This window comes from Lysinibacillus sp. fkY74-1, from assembly GCF_053165895.1.
The window spans coordinates 2041159-2062011 of the sequence record NZ_CP170173.1 but is presented as its reverse complement, the minus strand read 5'-3'; the positions used below and the strand labels follow the sequence as shown (position 1 = coordinate 2062011).

13 protein-coding genes and 2 pseudogenes are annotated in these 20853 nt (G+C 33.9%); 5 read left to right on the top strand and 10 right to left on the bottom strand.

Annotated elements, in window-relative coordinates; genetic code table 11:
• Nucleotides 1-89 precede the first annotated feature (89 nt).
• From ACE1MS_RS10005 to ACE1MS_RS09970, 8 genes are all read right to left on the bottom strand, one after another.
• Nucleotides 90-1262 (bottom strand): Ger(x)C family spore germination protein, encoded by a 1173-nt coding sequence (locus tag ACE1MS_RS10005; RefSeq protein WP_447402924.1) that lies wholly within the window; start codon nucleotides 1260-1262, stop codon nucleotides 90-92.
• Between the two features lie 945 nt (nucleotides 1263-2207).
• Nucleotides 2208-3521: a sensor histidine kinase gene (locus ACE1MS_RS10000; protein ID WP_447402923.1), complete on the bottom strand. Its 1314-nt coding sequence runs from the start codon at nucleotides 3519-3521 to the stop codon at nucleotides 2208-2210.
• Between the two features lie 15 nt (nucleotides 3522-3536).
• A complete protein-coding gene (locus tag ACE1MS_RS09995; RefSeq protein WP_447402922.1) occupies nucleotides 3537-4232 on the bottom strand; it encodes a response regulator transcription factor in 696 nt (231 codons plus the stop codon).
• Nucleotides 4233-4428: 196 nt separating this feature from the next.
• A complete protein-coding gene (locus ACE1MS_RS09990; RefSeq protein WP_447402921.1) occupies nucleotides 4429-5163 on the bottom strand; it encodes a WD40/YVTN/BNR-like repeat-containing protein in 735 nt (244 codons plus the stop codon).
• Between the two features lie 380 nt (nucleotides 5164-5543).
• On the bottom strand, nucleotides 5544-6113 hold the full coding sequence (locus ACE1MS_RS09985) for an HD-GYP domain-containing protein (RefSeq protein ID WP_203582554.1): 570 nt from the start codon (nucleotides 6111-6113) through the stop codon (nucleotides 5544-5546).
• Between the two features lie 481 nt (nucleotides 6114-6594).
• Complete coding sequence (locus ACE1MS_RS09980) at nucleotides 6595-8634, bottom strand: TRAP transporter permease (RefSeq protein ID WP_447402920.1); 2040 nt, start codon at nucleotides 8632-8634, stop codon at nucleotides 6595-6597.
• The gene (locus tag ACE1MS_RS09975) at nucleotides 8631-9146 is read right to left on the bottom strand and encodes a DUF1850 domain-containing protein (protein ID WP_031418142.1); all 516 of its coding nucleotides are present in this window, start codon (nucleotides 9144-9146) and stop codon (nucleotides 8631-8633) included. Before ACE1MS_RS09975 ends, ACE1MS_RS09980 begins: the two co-directional genes overlap by 4 nt.
• Nucleotides 9147-9537: 391 nt before the next feature.
• Nucleotides 9538-10530, bottom strand: a complete 993-nt coding sequence (locus ACE1MS_RS09970) for a TAXI family TRAP transporter solute-binding subunit (RefSeq protein ID WP_031418141.1) — start codon at nucleotides 10528-10530, stop codon at nucleotides 9538-9540.
• Between the two features lie 228 nt (nucleotides 10531-10758).
• Here ACE1MS_RS09970 and ACE1MS_RS09965 point away from each other — a divergent pair.
• Nucleotides 10759-10997, top strand: a pseudogene (locus ACE1MS_RS09965) (phosphatidylinositol-specific phospholipase C); the annotation flags it as partial.
• Nucleotides 10998-11212: 215 nt separating this feature from the next.
• Here ACE1MS_RS09965 and ACE1MS_RS09960 read toward each other — a convergent pair.
• On the bottom strand, nucleotides 11213-12109 hold the full coding sequence (locus ACE1MS_RS09960; protein ID WP_447402919.1) for an ETX/MTX2 family pore-forming toxin: 897 nt from the start codon (nucleotides 12107-12109) through the stop codon (nucleotides 11213-11215).
• Nucleotides 12110-15052: 2943 nt separating this feature from the next.
• Here ACE1MS_RS09960 and ACE1MS_RS09955 point away from each other — a divergent pair.
• Nucleotides 15053-16321: an exosporium protein gene (locus ACE1MS_RS09955; protein WP_447402918.1), complete on the top strand. Its 1269-nt coding sequence runs from the start codon at nucleotides 15053-15055 to the stop codon at nucleotides 16319-16321.
• Between the two features lie 330 nt (nucleotides 16322-16651).
• Here ACE1MS_RS09955 and ACE1MS_RS09950 read toward each other — a convergent pair.
• Nucleotides 16652-16915, bottom strand: a pseudogene (locus ACE1MS_RS09950) (PadR family transcriptional regulator).
• Between the two features lie 246 nt (nucleotides 16916-17161).
• On the opposite strand from ACE1MS_RS09950, the gene ACE1MS_RS09945 reads away from it, so the two are divergent.
• The 3 genes from ACE1MS_RS09945 to ACE1MS_RS09935 are packed head-to-tail and all read left to right on the top strand — an operon-like array spanning nucleotide 17162 to nucleotide 20781.
• Nucleotides 17162-18238, top strand: a complete 1077-nt coding sequence (locus ACE1MS_RS09945; protein ID WP_447402917.1) for a GerAB/ArcD/ProY family transporter — start codon at nucleotides 17162-17164, stop codon at nucleotides 18236-18238.
• Complete coding sequence (locus ACE1MS_RS09940; RefSeq protein ID WP_447402916.1) at nucleotides 18225-19625, top strand: spore germination protein; 1401 nt, start codon at nucleotides 18225-18227, stop codon at nucleotides 19623-19625. Before ACE1MS_RS09945 ends, ACE1MS_RS09940 begins: the two co-directional genes overlap by 14 nt.
• A gap of 28 nt (nucleotides 19626-19653) precedes the next feature.
• Nucleotides 19654-20781, top strand: coding sequence for a Ger(x)C family spore germination protein (locus ACE1MS_RS09935; protein ID WP_447402915.1), 1128 nt, complete (start codon nucleotides 19654-19656; stop codon nucleotides 20779-20781).
• Nucleotides 20782-20853 lie beyond the last annotated feature (72 nt).

Sequence of the window (20853 nt, the reverse complement as noted above, 5' to 3'; positions counted from 1 at the left end):
TTAACTAATGATGTAGAAAATTGTTTGTAGGAAGCTGAACCCAATTAAATGCTTTGATTAACCGAATTAAATAGTTAAAAACAAAGCATTTATTCTTTAATTGTTTCTTCAAATGTTTTTCTACCAGCATTTATCTTAACGTGAATATTTATTTTATTGATTGATTCTTTTTTTAAAGGTATTTTTCCATCCTTCTCTATCATTCGCCATACCTTTAGGTTGCTGCGATAGAGGTACTCAGATAGACGATATATGTCAGCATCCAATTTTAATCCTTCTTCATAAGTTTCCATCACTTCTTTTTTTATTTGCTCTTTAATTTGTTTTTTTATATCACTGTCCTTAATGGCTCCCTTAAATCCATTTACTGTAGCCTTTACATGGATATCTATATCAAAAACTACTGTTTCTGATTCTTTCTTTTTTATAATCGGTTTAACATCAACGTTTAACTTATCTATATCGACTGTCAAATAATCCCTTTCTCCTCCACTTAATTTAAATGTAATTCTTCCCCGATTAGTTTTATCTTGCATCCATTGACTACCTCTGGATAAGGAATCCTTAATGAATCCTTTAAATTCATCTTTTGAAAGTATACCTATACCTGCAAATGAAGTTTCTTCCGTTTTTCTAGCTTCTGTTTCCCAATTTTTCATAATAGTTACAAAAGGGATGGTGACTTCATGGCTAGGTTCATTTAGACCAATAACTAATTCTCTTAAATTTTTGGGATCAATAAATGATTCCTGTTCAATCGTCTTAAGGGGGCTACTTAACTTTGAAGATGTAATAGAGCTTCTTAGGATGGGAGCTATAAGCATCACATCTTTAATAGAATCTGTAGTGCAGAACACCCAAATTTGATATCTCGTCTCCCTAAACCGAATAAAAGTATCAATGACAGGAATAGCATTTTGTTCAGTTTCCATAGCACGTTCTGAGAAAAGCAGATACCTCAAATGCCCCCAAAATATTTCTTGGTCAGAAGAACGGTATAGTTTATAAATTGCTTCTTCAATTGTTTTCCCCTCGGCATATCCAACTTCTACAGATGTGGCATTACCAGAATTGTTGTCCACATTTGCTAAATCAGCTAAATTAATAATTTGAAGATAAACCTTATATTTATTGTCCTCATAGTCAACGCCAACAGCGTTAACATAATACATACGTTGAGGCTCTGTTGCATCCCAACAACCTGACATACATATAGCGACAATTACAACTAAAATGGAGCATAATATTCGTTTTATAACCATTAATTTCGCCTACTCTAAAAGTTATCAGTTCCAGTATTGTCATTGTTAATTTATTCTAAACAAAAAAGGTTATTTCAGAAAAATACTTCAGAAACATAGTAAATAGTTTCGCTCATTGAATCATATTTTGATTCTTTTGTTCTTACTTCCTCATGGAAGACACAAACAAACTGTAATCGGTTATGACCGCAAATAGAAGGACAAGCATGATTGAAGCTACAGAGCTTCAACAGGAAACCAATTATTTTTTTCAGCCAAACCTTAATATATGAATTATTCTGTCTCCCCTTCAATATTAACTTACGTTATTCCAACAACTCCTTCCGATGATCTATGGCTTGTACATCTTTGCTTCCAATTTCAGAGACTGTTGTGTAACTCTATTTGTTTTTGCACATAAGAAGGCTTCTTAATACTTGGAAAAAGTCCAAAGTTTACTCTCTTCTAACAAGCTCCTCGTCATATGCATGCATTCCTTATTTCAATTTAAATAACAAAGAAGCCTTGAACAGACATTTAGTCTATATCGAATACCCAAGGTTTTCACAATGTATCTCGGTAACTTCCAATTGAAAGGACACTTAACGTAGTTATTCAAAGATATCTTTCATCGGACTCTAATTTAGCTAAATAAATCCATACTGAAAACAATTCTTCAGCTGCAAGTTTTTGTAAAATTTCATACGTATAAATAACAAAAGGAAGAACGAAAAGGGAAGCCCCTATTCGTTACTGCCTTTTCGTTGAATTATAAATGATTGTATGTACAGAATTTTATATACATCCATGATTTGACGTTTACTTTTATTATGGGTATGATGCCCTAAAGTAAGGAGTTATACAAAATAACAAACATTGATTTCAGGTTCTGAAATGAAAAATCGGCTTTGAACTATCCCGCTTCAATTAACATTCTTAATTGGATACAAGCTGTAACAAATCATGTTAAAGCATAAAGATAAAGGTAATGCTGCTTTCGCTCTCGTCACTTTCAGCGTAAATTTTGCCACCTAACCTCTCTATAATCTTTTTTGCTATAGAAAGGCCCAATCCATGACTGCCGTTTTCATACGTACGTGCTGTGTCTTTGCGAAAAAACCTATCGAACAGTTTTGGTAAGTCTTTCTTGGACAAACCTTTACAACTGTTTTTCACAGAAAAGATGATTCGCTTTTTTATCTTTATCAAACTTATTTCAATATGACTATTTTGTTCAGTATATTTGATTGCATTATCCATTAAGATAGTAATTACCTGCTTTATTTTATCCATATCGCTTTTTATCGTCAACTCAGGTTCTATATGTTGAATAAATGTTACACCCTTTTCAAATGCTACAGCTTCCATTGACAAGGTAATATGATTCACAGCTTGGCTTATATCGAATGAAGAATACTGCAGCTCCACTTCTGCCTCATCATTCTTAGCCAAATATAAAAGTTCATTTACAAGCTTAGTCATTCGTGTTGTTTCATTATGAATATATTCCAGCCACTTTTTCTGGCTTTTAATTGTTCTGTCCTTGTTTGTCATCAATGCTTCATAATTAGCTGAAATAATTGCTAAGGGTGTTTTTAATTCATGTGAAGCATCCGCTATAAATTGTTTCTGTTTATCCCAAGAAACAGAAATAGGCTTAATCGCTCTATTTGCAAAATACATACTGATGATGAAAATGACAAAAAGCATAACAATTCCTACTGAAAGAAACGTGATAAGCAGGCTTGTAAGTGTATCGCTTTGATCTGTTATATCCAAAAATACAATTTGATAATTATTAGTTTTATGACCAGTAACACTCACAGTCCATGTTTGACCACCGTCAGTGGAAAATTGCATTTCTCCATTTTCGCCAATTCTCACCATCGTTGTGGGCTGCATTATTTTATACATCCATTTTTTACCGTGAAGATTGATAACTGAGTTATTCTTTTTCTCTTGCCACGCAAGTTCGGCAGCTTTTTCATAGGTTTCATCTGTCATATCGATAAAAGAGTTAACCTTTTGTATTACACCTTGCTCATCAACCTGTATAAAAAATGACATGGAGTAATTCGATGAAACAGCAGCTTCCCCCATTTTCAATAATGAAACATCCACTTTCTGCGGACTAGCAGATAAATCATTCAATTTTTTCACGTTTTCGCTTTGAATGTTGCTATAAGTAATGAAATAAATGACACAAAAAGTCGTTATCATCAATGCTGATATAATTGACATATTCAGTACCAAGAATTTATTTCGTAATTGTTTAAACATAACCATACCACCTGCTTATATATCTATATTTGTGCTTTCCTCGGACTTTAAACAATATCCTACGCCTCGTATGGTTTGTATGGACACACACGATTTTAAACTGGCTAATTTCTTCCTTAAAAAAGATATATATACCTCCACATGGTTGTCCTCGGCGTTGGTATCATATCCCCATATCTTTTCAATAATGCTGTCTTTGGATATAATGCCGTTTCGTCTTCGGATTAACAATTCTAGTAATTGGCATTCCTTTAGGGTTAATTTAAAACTGTTTTTTCTGCAACAAAGGCTAAGCGTATGAGGGTTTAACTCAATATCGCCGTATTTTAAAACGTTATCATATATTATTTCGCTTTTCCTGCGCCCCAAGGCTCTTAATCGTGCCAATAATTCCTCGGTTGGAAAAGGCTTGGGAAGATAATCATCGGCACCACTGTCAAGACCGGCTACTTTGTCTGAAGTATCTCCTTTGGCGGTTAACAGAATAACAGGGGTAGCAAGACCATTCTTACGCAATTCTTTCAGCACGGTTATTCCATTCATTTTAGGCAGCATAATATCGAGAATGATGATATCGTATATGCCGGAGAGTCCACAATCTAAACCGTCTTCACCATTAAAAGCTAAATCAACACTGTAATGATTCTTTTTTAAAACCTGCTCGATTGCTTCCGCCAAATGTATTTCATCTTCCACCATTAAAATTCTCATAAGCATCCTCCCTAACAATATAGTAATAAAATTGTAACAAAAAGAGAACTGGATATAATCTCTAGGGAACAGAGATTAAGGTTGCATGTCCGTAACGATTTTCTACCTAAGAGTTTTTATAATGATTTATATGTCAATAAAGCAACCATAACACTTGTCAAGTGCTATGGTTGCTTTATTGTTAGATAGATGTAATTTAATTTTTATTAGGCGCTTTTTCGCTCCAGGTTTTCCCTTTATCTGTGGAATATAGCGTAACCCCGTTTTCCTGTTTTATCATAATTTGCATCGAGCTTTCAGCATTCTTCAAATCTGCTTCATTAATAGCTTCGAATTGAGCGATGCCATCCTTCATGCTTACGATTTTGACAGCCTGATCCTTAGTAGTCGGTGTATGTTTATCCCAAGTTTTTCCACCATCTGTGGAATAAAGATTAACCCCGTTTTCCTGTTTTATCATAATTTGCATCGTGCTTTCAGCATTCTTCAAATCTGCTTCATTAATAGCTTCGAATTGAGCGATGCCATCCTTCATGCTTACGATTTTGACAGCCTGATCCTTAGTAGTCGGTGTATGTTTATCCCAATTTTTTCCACCATCTGTGGAATAAAGATTAACCCCGTTTTCCTGTTTTATCATAATTTGCATCGAGCTTTCAGCATTCTTCAAATCTGCTTCATTAACAGCTTCGAATTGAGCGATGCCATCCTTCATGCTTACGATTTTGACAGCCTGATCCTTAGTAGTCGGTGTATGTTTATCCCAATTTTTCCCACCATCTGTGGAATAAAGAATAACCCCGTTTTCCTGTTTTACCTGAGCAGTGACTTCTGTTCCACTTTGTGGCAAGTTCGCTGCCAAAGCTGATGGTGTAACTAGCATCAGGGCACCAAGACTTGAAAGAGCCATACCTTTTACAAATTTGTTCATTTTCATGACCTCCTTTTTTTTTGTAAGCCGTTAACTTACAAATTCATTGTAGCCCCGTAACCTTAATTGAACCTTAAACTTGCAAACATGTAGTCATGCCTGAATTATTTCTGGTTTTGGAATCTATTATAGTAAAGAAATGTAACCAAAAGAAAACTGGTTAGTTTATTATAAGTAAGCGCCAATATAACACACCTTCACCGATTTCATTGGACATGATACATATAGATAGAAATTGGTTTTTTTATTTTAATAATTATAAATTTTCAGACATTTGTTATTAACAAAATCGTATAAGAATATAATTAAACTACCATCTGGATAAATATTAAGGCTTCAACCGAAATTAATTAGAAAACTATTTTATAAATTAACTTGCTTTATAAATATATATATATATTCGTGTTTTTGACCCAAGAAGAATATGTTTTTTGAAAGATATCTACTAATTCAGGGTCGAATTGAATTCCCTTCCCTTCGATAATTCGATTATATGCTTCTTTTGGATTCATTGCTTTCCGGTATAATCTCGTAGAAGTCATTGCATCAAATGCATCTGCAATAGAGACAATTCTTGCACTTAAAGGAATCTCGTATCTAATTAAACCATCAGGATACCCATTACCATTCCACATTTCATGGTGTGAACGAATAATAGAAAGGTCGATGTTGATGGAAGGGAATATTTTTAATAAATCTTCGCCTATTTGTGGGTGCGTCTTCATTACATCATATTCTTTTTGAGTTAGAGGAGAGGTTTTTTTATTTAATATTTTATTTGGTATCCCTAATTTACCTATATCATGTAGTAAGCATGAATTAAAAAGTTTATTAAGGGCATCTTGATCATATTGATTTGTTTCTATTGCCAAAATTTTGGCAAATACAGCCACCCTTTTACTATGTCCCTGTGTATATGCATCCTGTAATTTTAAAAGATTATTTATCAATATAATCACCTCTTTTTAGCATCTTATTCAATTTTGTATCACCTCAAAAAACAGTTTGGAAAATATTTTTAATATTTAAAAAACGTGAACCTCTGATGTTTCTCTTTTACAAACTGGACATTAAATGTACAATTAGCAATTGTACATTTAATGTGATTTGATTACTTACTTCTTCAAATTTCAATCTCCACATCTTTTAACCCTGGGATTTTATGTTAAAATCCACTTGCATAATCTACTTTTCTATAACTTGTTTCTCGACAGTTCAAGGATATATAAATCAGTGAATCTGTTACTTTATCTGTTTTTTTCTTATGTGCTGAATTGTGTGAATACACTGCAAAATATTATAGAACCAAAATTTATACGTCCTAATTCAAAGTCCGATAAATTCTACTGTTCTTAAAATTCCCGGACTCCTTTGCTAATTATTGATGATTTTATTATATTTTGTAAGTCCTAGAGCCTTTTTACCTCTTACTTAAACTAAAGAACCTTTTTTACTCTTTTGAGTGTTATCACTGTTGTCTTTATGCTGTGTTACGTATTGGATAACAAACATTGCAATAAAGATGACTAAACCTGCCCAATCCGAAAATTTTTCTGGATAAATAAGAAGTAGACCTGCTGCTATTGAAATAATGCGTTCAAACCATAGCATTTTGCGGTACCAATAACCAATTACTCCAGCACCTATGGCTACCATTCCTGTAATAGCCGTTAATACTACCCATATAATTTCTGGAATAGTTGTATCAATCATTAATAACGCTGGTGAAAATACAATTATATACGGAATTATAAACGCTGCAATCGCAAGCTTCGCTGAGTTTACACCTGTTTTAATCGGATCTCCACCAGAGATTCCAGAAGCCGCAAAAGCAGCAAGTGCAACAGGTGGTGTTATATCTGCTATAATACCAAAGTAGAATACAAAGAAGTGTGCTGATAATAACACTACTACTGGCACTAATTCCTGTGGGGTGTTCGGTGATAATAATGCCACGATTGCAGGTGCAGCAATTGTTGAAGTAATTACATAGTTTGCTGTTGTCGGAGCACCCATCCCGAGAATTAGGGAAGCAATCATAACAAAAATCAACGTTAATATAATGCTACCGCCCGCTAATTCTACCAAACTATTAGCTAAACTTAAGCCTAGACCTGTTTTTACAACTACACCTACAATAATACCTGCACAAGCGGTTGCAGCTACTACACCAAGTGCTGTTCGTGCACCTTCAACTAACGCATCAATAATATCCTTTGGTTTTAAACGTGTTTCCTTATTAAACATTGCAACCCCAATAGAAATAATAATACCGTAAAGTGCTGCATGCATTACCGGTGTACCCGTTAACATTAAAATGATAATCGCGATGATCGGTAATAAAAGGTAAATTTTCTTAAATACTTCTCGACGATTCGGCATTTGATCATCACTTAAGCCTTTTAAGCCTACACGTTTAGCTTCGAAGTGAGTCATAACCCAAATACCTGTAAAATATAGCAGTGCAGGTATTGCTGCCGCCTTCGCAATATCCCAATAAGTAATTCCACGGCCTATAAACTCAACCATTAAAAATGCTGCCGCACCCATAATCGGAGGCATTAGCTGCCCACCTGTAGATGCCGCCGCCTCGACTGCACCCGCAAATTCTTTACGGTATCCTAGCTTTTTCATCATAGGAATTGTATATGATCCAGATGTTACAACATTTGCTACAGAGCTTCCCGAAATCGTACCTTGAAGCGCACTAGAAAATACAGCTACTTTTGCAGGACCTCCAATTAATTTGCCCGCAAGAGATACCGCTAAATCATTAAAGTATTGACCAACGCCTGTTTTGACAAGGAATGCTCCAAAAAGCAAAAAAACAAATATAAATGTGGCAGAAACACTAATCGGTGTTCCAAAAATTCCATCCGTCGTAAAATACATGAGATTTACAATACTTTCAAAATCTTGCCCTCTATGCGCCATAAAATCCGGAAAATACGGTCCAAAATATGCATAAATTAAGAAACATATAGCAATGATTGTAATCGGTAAACCTACTGCACGGCGAGCTGCTTCTAGTACCAACAAAACAGCTACGAGGCCTACAATAAAATCTATTTGCGTAATGGTACCATTGCTATTAACAAGCTCTGTATAATTCATTGTCCAATATGAACCTACTACAATGGATAATACCGCTAATATATAATCAAACCATTCTATTTTATTCTTCGCTGCTTTTTTTCGAGCAGGGAAGAGTAAGAAAATAAGGGTCAAACCAAAACCTAAATGTATGGTACGCTGAATTTGTGCTGGGAATTGGCCGAAAATTGCTGTGTAAAGCTGGAACAATGAAAATGCTAGCAGTCCAAAGAAAATGACATGCTTCATTACGCCTGATATCGTTCGTACATTTGATTCAATATCATATTTCTCGAGTATTGCTTGTTTCTCTTCAGCTGATATTTGTTCGAATTCTTCTTTTTTTACTTCGTCGTTTGATTTATGCTGAGTAGTCATTTTATCCTTACCCCTTTCCATTGTCCATAAAGCGATAAACGCTTCACCTCAAATAAATAGGATTTTCCCCTTTGTAAATCTTTTTTCAAATCGTATTCAAAATTGTCGTAATCTAATACAAGGTCTAAATCCAAATCGCCTATATAGATCGTAAAATTTTCAATGACTTCATTGTCAAACTGCAAAAAATATTTCCCACTTCGTTTTGTTAATGTTTGATTTTTTTCTGCATAGCTTGGCATGCCGATTGCTAAACTTTCATACTCCATCCCTAACATTTGAATACTCGTTCCGTCTACATATTTATAATGTTCGAGTACATCCGTTTTATGAATGGAGTGAGTGTATCTAATTTCAAATGTATCCTTAGTTGCCAGTGGTATATATTGCACTACCGGATCATTAATACGTGTTTCTGTAAATGCTAATACCTTCTGAAGAGGAAGTAAAATAACTGTACTAAAGCACATACATAAAAAAGTTAAAACAATTATTAATGTTTTCTTTCTCACTACATCTGTCTCCCTACATCAATTACGCCTTGGATCTAATTGTCGGAATCAGCTTTGTGCTTTGACGTGCATGTTGGTTTTGTCTGTGCAAAAGCGAATTGACAGAAAAATAGTTTTATCTGCACAAAGCAAAGAGACAGCGGCAACACAGCACGAATTTGGGCATTCAGTCAATGTCACAGGACATGGCGTTCTTAGACTGAGTTCCTCTATTTCATGGGGTGATAGAATACCCACCAAAAGAAGTTTAAGTTATTCTCAATTACTTACGACCGAAACTTATGGGAAGAAAAAAGACTCGAATCTTTATGCAATCCGAGCCTCTTCGTATTTAAGAAAATAACTTTCCACTCGCCATAAGCTATACCAAATCTTTATTCAGAATGTTCCGTCATTTCTTTTCATCAAAGTATTTTTGAGCACCTGGGTGAACGTCAATACTGATACCCTGTAACCCTGTCTCAGCTTTAATAAATGCCCCTTTAGCATGGGAAATTTTATCTGTATTATCATAAATAGCTTTTGTTATTGAATATACGACATCTTCTGAAAGATCTTTTTTCACCGCTAGCATTGCAAGTACCGAAACTGTTTCAGTATCTTTTTCAAGACCATACGTACCAGCTTTTACTGTATCTTTTGCGTAGTAAGGGTATTTAGCAATTAGCTCATCTGCTTTACCAGGATCTACACCGATAATATTTACTTTAGTTGTTGCATTTAATGCCTCAACAGCCCCCGTTGGCGTACCCGCAGTAATAAACGCTGCGTCGATTTGACCAGATTGAAGACCGTCAGTAGATTCACCAAAGTCAAGGTTTTGTGCTTTGATATCATCCATTGTTAGACCATGAATTTCAAGTAATTGTTCAGCATTTGCGTAAGTTCCAGAACCTGGTGCACCAACAGAAACCTTCTTCCCTTTCAAATCAGCATATGATTTAATATCTGATGCTTCTGTCGTTACTAGTTGTACTGTTTCTGGATAAAGTGCACCTAAAGCAGAGATTGAATTGATTTTTTTTCCATCAAACATAAATTTCCCTTCAGTAGCGTAATAAGCAATATCCGATTGCACAAATGCAATTTCACCTTTACCATCTTGCAAAGCAGTCATGTTGGCAGCAGATGCTTGAGATACTTCAGCAGTTGTTTTAATATCTGTTTCTTTACTAATTAAATCAGCGAACGTTCCACCCAATGCATAGTAGGTACCTTGTGTTCCACCTGTCAATAAGTTCAGAAATTTAGGCTTTTCAGATGATGCCGATTCGTCATTTTTCGAGTCTTTTGAACTTGTTTCGCTATCAGATCCACATGCAGCTAAAATCAATAGTGCAAAGGCACTTAATAGCAGTAATAGCCTGAATTGTTTTTTCTTCATAGAACCTTCCCCCTTTGGTCAATAATAAAAATCTATTTAAAATTATCAAATATAATATAATAATGTCAATATATTTATTGTAAATTCAGATTTTTCGTAATTATGAAATCTCTTCTTAAATAACCATTACTTCCTAATTTTATTAATAATTTTTTCTAAATTTATCTATATTAAGATACTAAATGTTTTTTCTAAGAAAATATTTTTAGCTGTTCTACGAATTATATCCTATATGATAAATGGAATTCAGTGAAAGCTCATCTTCTACAGGCAAATAATAACTCGAAAAATAGAAAAATCTATTTGAACCATTTAGTGGGACAGGAGGCGGATTAGCATTTTTGACTAATTTCTATCCTTGGTTTGTTGCAAGTGGGAAAGAAAATCGAAATACAAATAACAACCAAAAGCTGATTCAAAAATATGCCACAAATGAATGGACGGATTTCCCTCGTGATATGAATGGCTAATTTACAAATTTTTGTATCGATCTTTACTCAGGCCACAAACGGAAATACACCTGCATTAACAGAGAAGCTAAGGTAGAGAAAATAGAATTAAGAAAAAAAGAGAAATCGATGCAAGTACGATTTCTCTTTTTTAGAATATCAGCAAATTATGTCCCAGCCTCTTTTCTTGAGATATACAGGCATTAGGCATCATCTTTATTTGTAATTTTCTATTATTCTACTACTTTAGTCTTTTCAGAAATAGTTTCAATTTTCACAGGAATAGTTATTGTTTCTATTATAACTGGTTCTTGAGTATTTGTGATGTCAGTTGTTCTAATATATAATGAAGTCCCAAATTCAGTTCTAAATTGTCCTACACCTGTACCTCTAATGCCAAATCTATCATTTCCCACTGCAGAATCTCTGATTACCTGTTCAAAACCCTGTGTATCAGTGGCAAATCTAAGAGCGGAATATAAAAGTTGTGGAGACATTGGTTGATTATTAAAATAATATACAGCATCTCCAAATAAATCTGCATTTATTCTATTTCTTCCTGAAACAGTTTGTTTTTCAAATCTATACTCAACTAAATATTTTCTCCCAGCTGGTACAGGAATTAATACTGAAGGAACTGAAAATCTTCTTGTTTCTGATTTTTCTAAAGTGTTAGCAGTTGACATATTATAATCAACACTAAAACTGTGACCCCCACTTACCATAGGAATAGAAAATTCTACATTATAATTATATCCAAATGTCCAACCTGTTGTGTTCGTTGTACTAGTTGTTTCCGTAAATTCGTGTTCGTAACCACTAGTTGGCAATTCTATCTCATGGTCAAAATTATTTTCTAGCGTATTTCTAGACACCGTCAGAGTTTCAGAGTTTTCAATCAAAGTACCTTCTACATCACCACCATTTAATTCAGCATGAAAAATATTATGGTACCTATATTCCGTACCAGGGGCAGCCGCACTTATTAGCATTCTTTTTACTCGCTCATCCAGATCTTGATATACATTATTCTTACCATGTTCAGAGGCTTTAACCTCTGTAGGTACTGCTCCAAATATCAATCCCACAATCATAAAAGTTGTTAAAGTTGCTAGTGTTAATTTCTTCATAAAATATTCCCTCATTTCTATTTTATATTTTTTCCTATATTAGGTTAGAGAAAATTAGCGTAAATTCAATGATATTAGAATTAAGTTCATAATATTCAAACATAAAAATTCTATTTGTACAACAGAAGGCAATGATAAACAACTAATACTAATTGCGAAACCGATTTGTGGAAGCAATTAGAAACATAAATTAGGAAATATATACATCAAAAATGCTGCCTAATAGGTTAGCTGGTGGTAGTAGTAAAGAAAGCATGTTGTCTTCATACCTTTTAGAAAAATAACCGTGCCCGAACTAGCATCCACAATACTCTTGATATTGGTTAATAAAGGCTTCCGCTGTTTATTATTAAATGCATTAAAAAAGTTTTCAAAAGTTACTCGCCTTTAATGGTTCATACGATACTTAATGGAAGGTTATTAGGTTAATATAACTTGGTGATTTTCTTTTAATTATTCTTTTTGTTTTGTTTCTCCAAATACTGCATAAGTAGATGGAATGTAATTTCCAACGAGTACTGTAGCTATAGTCATAGATAAAATATCTTCATTTGTTTTTCCCATAAACTCTCCTCACTAACTTCCTTTCTATAGTCTTGAAAATAGAGAAAGCATCCTTTATTTTCAGAGGTATAATCCTAATAATATTAATTGACACAATATTTAGCAAATCAACAAGAAAACCTCCCCTTTAATGTTTATTTGGTTTTATTTATAAATATACATATAGATATTTATCTAAAAAACACCGTAAAAAAGAAATAAATCAACTTAAAACCCCTCACAAAAAGTTAATTTTTATTTAAAAAATACACAATTTTAAAACAAAACCATTTTTAGGGTTTAATACTATCTCCTTTAAGTAGATAATCAAAAAACTACAGTCGCAGTAGATAACCGTATTTTAGTTAGAGTCAAGGAAATGGATGCAGAAATTGCGACAAAGGAAAGATTCGAAAGTTTCACAAGTGAAAGCATGGGTGGAAAAATTTAAAGAAGTCGGAACCATTGAAGCTTTTAAACGGTTTCCTTCTGTCGATTCAGGGGCAAAGCGTATGAAGAATTTCTTTTAACTCTTCTTTGCCTTCCATTTCAAGACGATTTCCCCTACGTGTAAAGCAACTCTAAATGTAAAAATTTCGGTATTGAATTTATATAAATCTGGAGGATTTTCTTTTATAATTTATGTAATGACAATTACTCCTTTTTTAATCCATGTCTTATATATTAGTCCTTTTATTTTACATTTAATAATAGTTAGCTAAGCTTCTGATCTAAATAGATTTCTTTATTCATCTAATTGATTAGTTCATCAAATACAATTTAATAATTCTATTCTCTAATAAAGCTTCGTATGCAGTTTTTTTCATTCTTTCCAAACATTTATTTTCCTTTGCCTTTGTTGATGAAATCCAGATAGATCTTCGTTTTTGGCAATTTCAGGTTCTATACCATCTCTTAAAGTTTTTAACATAAGTTGGATTAATTTCGAGCCTTCTTTCCCTACTTTAAGTTAATTGCTCTGCTTTGAACTATAAAAAATGATTAATGGCAATATCTATAATTTCTTGGCTTTCATTAATCTTAGTTCTAAGTAACTCATCTGTTAGAGGGTTGAATAATTTCGTCCACTGATAATACCACATCTCTTCAATTAACATGTCTTAATCAACATTCAGTTGCATTTGATCTCAAATCATATACCCATCCCCCTGACCATTTCCCCTACTAGTTCGCATAAAATCCTGTTGTAATACTGCTTTTTCTCTCATTGTCCAAATTAATATTACTGGAATACCAATATCATTTAATCTTTTCTGTACCCTTATCCCTTGTTGTAAGTAAATGTACTTCATCTATACTATACAGTGTTTTCTTGCAACTCTTTCAAAGAACATATTGATTTCTTGTATGGCCAAACTTTTTGAAATATTTTGTTTCTACATCCAATTAAAGAAGAATCCAAGCATAATGTCTTTGATGAACCTTCATAGGGGCCAATTAAATTTAATCAATGGGATGGGACATTCATGATAGTACTTGTGGATATAGGTTCAGACCAGTTTCAATTGCTGACGTTTATCATATTCCTAAAGAACCCATAAGAGTAAAACTCTTTGATGTAGAGTTTTTGTACCCTGTTCCCTTAAGAAATTTTTAAAATCCAAATCCTGTTCTTTATTACTTAAATTCCCAGAATAGTTTTGGTATCTTGCTAACGCACTATATGACAACACATTTTTATAAAATGACGGAAAAAACGCTAACACTTTTTGTAACCCCTTTATATTGATTATGCTAGAGGATTATATAATTGCTTCACTAATTATAAGTGTGCAAATGATTAGTGAAGCAAAGGGATAAAGCAAACGTGTAATATTATCTCAATTTAAATTTTATGGACAAGTGTCTTTAACAAATTATAGTGCACAAAATGCCTTGCAAATTGTATTTAACTCTATTTTTAGCATTGTACCTATAAATTAATTATGTGTTTCGAAGATTAACTAACACAAAATATGTAATTTACGTCAATGTCTAACTTTTACATCTGAATTTAAATAGCAATTAGTGGGGCTTTATGAAAATAGAAAATCTCGTGCAGATATTGCACGAGATTAGGATTTAACGCCTTTTCAAGATAATGGTTCATTCGTTGTCAAAGATGATGGCACTGAAGAAAACGAACTAGCTTAATTACTGAAGGAAAACCAACGTTATTTGATTGAGAATGATATTTTAAAGCAAGCAATCCTAATCAACGGACAAAATAGATGTTATTGACCTACCTCCGTTGTCGGTTCTTCGAATAGTATGTTAAAGAAATGAACTGGAGGTGAGTCAATGGGTTTTAAACATTACCATAATTATAGTAATTGTAAAATTTGCAGTAATAACGATTTTATTAAGTGCGAAACGAAAATAAAGGGCAATAGTTGCCTAATGAGATTTAAGTGTAACGAATTTGTATGTAATGTATGTCCGACGGGTGCAACGGGTGCAACGGGTGCAACGGGTGCAACGGGTGCAACGGGTGCAACGGGTGCGACAGGCGCAACGAGTGGAGCAACGGGTGCAACGGGTGCAACAGGCGCAACTGGTGCAACAGGTGCAACAGGTGCAGCAGGCGCAACTGGTGCAACAGGTGCATCAGGTGCAACAGGTGCATCAGGCGCAACAGGTGCATCAGGCGCAACTGGTGCATCAGGCACAACAGGTGCAACAGGTGCAACAGGCGCAACTGGTGCAACAGGTGCAACAGGCGCAACTGGTGCATCAGGTGCAACAGGTGCAACAGGTGCAACAGGCGCAACTGGTGCATCAGGTGCAACAGGTGCAACAGGCACAACAGGTGCATCAGGTGCAACAGGCGCAACTGGTGCAACAGGCACAACAGGTGCATCAGGTGCAACAGGTGCAACAGGTGCAACAGGCGCAACAGGCACAACAGGTGCAACAGGTGCAACAGGTGCAACGGGTGCAACAGGTGCAACAGGTGCAACAGGTGCAACAGGCGCAACAGGCGCATCAGGTGCAACAGGTGCAACAGGTGCAACAGGTGCAACAGGTGCAACAGGTGCAACAGGTGCAACAGGTGCAACAGGCGCAACAGGCGCATCAGGTGCAACAGGTGCAACAGGCACAACAGGTGCATCAGGTGCAACAGGCGCAACAGGTGCAACAGGTGCAACAGGTGCAACAGGTGCAACAGGTGCAACAGGTGCAACAGGTGCAACAGGTGCAACAGGTGCAACAGGTGCAACAGGTGCAACAGGTGCAACAGGTGCAACAGGTGCAACAGGGCCGAGTGTAATGGAAGTGTATCTTGCTTCAGATCAATCAATAGGTAATAATGATTTCCTAGGTATAGGGAATGCATCAGCAAGTTTTGTAAGGAATACGATAGTAGTTCCCAATAATGCAGTTATAACGAGACTAACTTTTAACATTCGAGATCATGTTTTAAATGCAGGAGAAACGGTAACAGCACAAATATATATAAGTACTAATTGTGGATTTAATGCCCCTGTAGCTACAGGGATTATTGCTACAATCATAGGGCCAAGTACAGCTGCTTCGCCAAATTGTTGTGCAACAGTAACAGCTAATTTCCCCGTGAATCAATGTAATATTTTAAGTATTAGGGTAACGACTTCTGGTGGCGCTTTAGCAAATGGTGCAACTGCAACAATCCTATTTAATTTACCTTAATCATAGAAAGTTACTTACTGAACATTTAGAGGGTGTGGAATGTTTCTTCATGAAACGGGATGGCTATAAACATAGCACAACTGATGGACCGTAATTCAGAATGAAAGCCGTCATGTTGATTTTGAGCTTAAACGAATTATCTGATACTAAATAATAATTCGCTACGTACACAAATTCCAATATCAACTTGGTTACTAGCTACACCTGGAAGGACATGAAATAAAGCAACGACATACTCTTCGTGAAGTAGACTAGATGTTTAGACCCTGCGAAAGACGTAAGTAATAAAGTTTTTAATTAGGTTGCTTTATTCCTTCCATACACCCTTTCTTAACTAATCTTTAACTTCTTTAAAAGTTCATATGCTTTCTTCCGTGCTTTTTCTAGAGTATCTTTACCTTTTCAGAAATTGTATAATAACTCCTTCTACATAGCGTTCGTCTTTTATTTGGATGGACGTCACTTCCACCGTATGAAATCAAAGATACAAGCGCTAGTGCTAGGACAGGACTTTTTGTATAGCCGTTTTCACTTAATACTTCTAACACCCATGCCAAAAATAGGGTGTTCTTTAGCATGTTGTAGAATGTGAATTTGGGTAAACCCTAAAAATAATTTTCTTAATTAATCATTATAATCGAAAGTCAGTATGCAAATTCTTAAAACTTATCATTGATATTTAGTTTTTTCAATACATCTAAACCACATAATTTCAAATTAGTTAACATGTACAAATGAACGACGTTTGTGTGAGTCAATATTAATAAACTAAAACAAGGCTACTTAGACTAAATGACATCAAATATGGGAAGTATTGTTAAGGAGGAGGTTTAAGATAAAATGAACAAAGTTTTACAGCCAATCCATGTATATTGTTTGTTATTCTTATCAGTTAGTTTTTTAGCACACTTTATTTTAATTCCCTCAATTTTTACAGTGGTGGAACGTGAAGCTTGGATAAGTGCCTTGCTCAGTTTAATCCCCATATTCCTTTTAGCATTATTTATTTCTAGAATAACTTCTTCATTAAATAATAGTTCGCTTCTTGAATTAAAAACTGTCCAAAATAATAAAACACTGTACGTATTCATCATTTATATATATATATTTTATTTAATGTCATCAACGTTTGTCTCACTCAAATTTACGATTATTTGGGCAGAAGAAAGTTTTAACTCTGATTATCCCTATTTTATTACAGTTATTTTATTTATATTATTATGCTTTTATGGTTCTCTAAAAGGGCTCAAGACCATAGCTATCCAGTCCTTGATTATTTGTTCACTATACATTTTTTTGTTTGTTCTTCTCAATTTAGGAAACTCAATCAACAATGAATACGAACTATTATTACCAGTAAATACAAGTAATACTCCGTCCATTTATTGGGGAATATTATACATATGTATTGGTATTTTAGAAATGGGCTTTATTTTAATGGTTTTAAATGGTTATGTAAAAGAGCGACTGAAAAGGAAAGGTATATTTGTATTCTCTATTCTGTTTGTCTTATTAATTTTAATCGCTATTGTGACGGCTGTATCTGAATTCGGCATTTATCTAACGCAAAAAATGCTCTTTCCTATAAACGAGCAATGGAGAGTCTTATCATTTGGTAAGTACTTTACAAGATTAGATTCTTTATCTGTTCTCCAATTATTATCAATGGCTTTTATTCGTATATGTTTATTTATGTATATTGTGTCGTCCTTCTTTCAAAATCGAAAATTCATATTAATTGTTGGTTATTTATGCTTAACAATAGGATTATTAATTCCTTGGCCAGTTTCTGATTTTTTGTCATTTACTAAAAGCACTTATCTCCTTTCTATTTTTTTATTTTTATTCTTTTTTATGATTGTTTTCTATGTAGTAGAAAAAAAGCAAAAGGGAGTTCATCATCTTGACCGAAAATAAGGATTTTCTCTATAAAGAATTAGGCCACCAATCAGATATAACGATAAGTAGTAAATTCTATTTGTTTAATAACGAAAAACATGAAGTTATATTTGCCTATTGCCATAATTTAGTTGATAGTTTACTTTTTTTGAATTCATTATTACCAAATATTAGATTTCTGGCTGAACAAGGACATTTACATGATGTAGAAATTATAAATCGCTATTTAGAAGTACAGGATATCAAAGAGTATCGAACGAAGACCGATGAAATAAATAGCAATATTTTCTCAGGTTTTTTATATTTTTTCCATGTTCCCTCAAATAGCTTATATTCAACCAATTTAGCTAAACTTCCTGAAAGATCCATTGAAGAATCAAATATGGAAGTCTCACTAAGGGGACCCAGAGATGGGTTTGTTGAAAATATAGATACCAATTTTTCTTTAGTAAGAATGAGATTAAAAAGTAAAAATTTGTTAAGTGACGATTTTACAATTGGCGACACCAGTAAAACCAAAGTTTTATTGCTCTACATTGAAAACTATATTGACCAAAATACGTTAAAGAATGTACAAAGCAAACTAAATAAAATAAAAGTAGATAATATTGCAAGTAGTTATCATATTGAAGAATTACTTTATGATAAGCTGACACTCTTTCCCCTCCTTAATTATTCAGGAAGGCCCGATTTTGTAGTAAGTTCCCTCAATAAAGGCCGTTTTGTCATATTGGTAGATGGAAGTCCAAGCTGTTTAATTGGACCCGTAAATTTATTACTTATGTTGAAAGCACCTGAAGATGATCAAACGAATTTTTTATTTGTGAGTTTTTCACGCATTTTAAGGATTACTTCTTTATTAACAAGTATATTTTTACCTGGACTTTGGATTGCATTAACTGTCCATCAACTAAACCAGATACCCTTTCCTTTACTAGTCTCAATATCTGCATCTAAAATTGGACTACCTGTTTCCTCTTCGTTCGAAATTCTTATTATGCTCATTTTTTTTGACCTCTTTCGAGAAGCGGGCATACGCTTGCCTAAAGCTGTTGGTCAAACTATTGCAGTTTTAGGAGGCTTAATAGTTGGGGATGCTGCCATAAGAGCAGGATTTACATCACCATCAACATTAGTAATTGGGGCACTTACCGTTATATCTAGCTATACATTAATTAATCAAAATATATTAGGCAATGTATTTTTAATAAGAGTTGCTGTATTAATAATTGCCTCCTTTTTTGGAATGTATGGCTTTGTTTTAAGTGTCTTATTTTTCTTAACATATATCTCGTCATTAGAAAGCTTCGGGCAGCCTTACCTTTCTACATTTTATAAAGTAAGTATTACCGAACTTATAAAAAGTTTTCTTAAAATGCCCTTTAGAATTAAAACAAAAGACTGACTTTTTTTCAGCAGAAGGGAGAATATAAATGACCTATTACTATACTTCCACATTCAAAATAACATTCATTTTGCCTTTATTATTTGTTCTAGGCGGCTGTTTAGGTACGAAGGAAATTCAAAGTGAGGTTTATATTACCGCTCTTGGTATAGATTATTCTAATGATATGTATCATTTATATTTTCAAGCTTTCGGATTTACCAATGTTGCGGGCTCAGATCCTGGCATTGCATCTGAGCCTGCTCCAATTGTTGTTGGACATGGAGAAGGTGAAACCATTCAGGGAGCAATCGATGATATAGAAAAGAATTCTGTTAACCCTTTGTATTATGGACATATACAAACTTTCTTTATTTCCAAAAATATATTGGATGGTCATTTGGATGAATTTTTTGATTTTTTTAGTAGGGATTATTATCTACGTTATAATACTTTAGCTTATGGCTATGAAGAAGATGATATTAAAGAGATAATGAATGTACATGGTCTCTTTTACAAACCGCCAATATTAACATTTCCTTATGATCCAAATGAACAATTATTCTTTAATTCATTCATCTCAACCAGTACTGTACAAGACATGATTAAAAGATATTATGAACCAGTTGGATCCATTATGGTTCCTACAATAAAAATTAGTGAAGATTATTGGATGGAGGATAATAAATCTAAAAATATTTTAAAAATAAATGGTGCTTATTTTCTTTCACGTCAAAAATTCAATGGTTGGATAAAGGAAGAAGAACTTTCAGGGCTAGATTGGTTTAATAAGGATTTTAATAACATGAAATTATCAATAAAAGATAAGGCTGTTTCGATGTTTATAGATAATATAGATTATCATATAGAAATTGTGGATGATACAATTCCAAAATATATTATAAATTTAGAAATAAAAGCCTCAATCAGAGGAAACCCCAAAAATATTGGCAATAAAACAATTGAAAAAGAAATAAAAAATATGATATTAGCGCAGTTTCAAAATACCTTTACTAAAGGGTTGGAAATAAACTCCGATATCTTCAATTTTTCAGAAAAAGCTTATCGTTTCAAGTCCCAATCATGGAATGTAGATAACTTAAATGTCATTACAGAAAATTCAATTCAAAATTTTAATATTAAGGTACTGATAAGAGATGAAGGAGCTAAAAAATAACCTACCGATTGGTGCCCCCATTTGTATCATGCATACCTGATTATTTACATCCAATCCCCTTACTTTAATTTT

What these genes read in the sequence shown, in the direction of transcription:
- ACE1MS_RS10005 (WP_447402924.1), bottom strand. Translation starts at nt 1,262, where the DNA reads ATGGTTATAAAACGAATATTATGCTCCATTTTAGTTGTAATTGTCGCT.
- ACE1MS_RS09945 (WP_447402917.1), top strand. Translation starts at nt 17,162, where the DNA reads ATGAACAAAGTTTTACAGCCAATCCATGTATATTGTTTGTTATTCTTA.
- ACE1MS_RS10000 (WP_447402923.1), bottom strand. Translation starts at nt 3,521, where the DNA reads ATGTTTAAACAATTACGAAATAAATTCTTGGTACTGAATATGTCAATT.
- ACE1MS_RS09970 (WP_031418141.1), bottom strand. Translation starts at nt 10,530, where the DNA reads ATGAAGAAAAAACAATTCAGGCTATTACTGCTATTAAGTGCCTTTGCA.
- ACE1MS_RS09980 (WP_447402920.1), bottom strand. Translation starts at nt 8,634, where the DNA reads ATGACTACTCAGCATAAATCAAACGACGAAGTAAAAAAAGAAGAATTC.
- ACE1MS_RS09990 (WP_447402921.1), bottom strand. Translation starts at nt 5,163, where the DNA reads ATGAACAAATTTGTAAAAGGTATGGCTCTTTCAAGTCTTGGTGCCCTG.
- ACE1MS_RS09955 (WP_447402918.1), top strand. Translation starts at nt 15,053, where the DNA reads ATGAGATTTAAGTGTAACGAATTTGTATGTAATGTATGTCCGACGGGT.
- ACE1MS_RS09960 (WP_447402919.1), bottom strand. Translation starts at nt 12,109, where the DNA reads ATGAAGAAATTAACACTAGCAACTTTAACAACTTTTATGATTGTGGGA.
- ACE1MS_RS09995 (WP_447402922.1), bottom strand. Translation starts at nt 4,232, where the DNA reads ATGAGAATTTTAATGGTGGAAGATGAAATACATTTGGCGGAAGCAATC.
- ACE1MS_RS09935 (WP_447402915.1), top strand. Translation starts at nt 19,654, where the DNA reads ATGACCTATTACTATACTTCCACATTCAAAATAACATTCATTTTGCCT.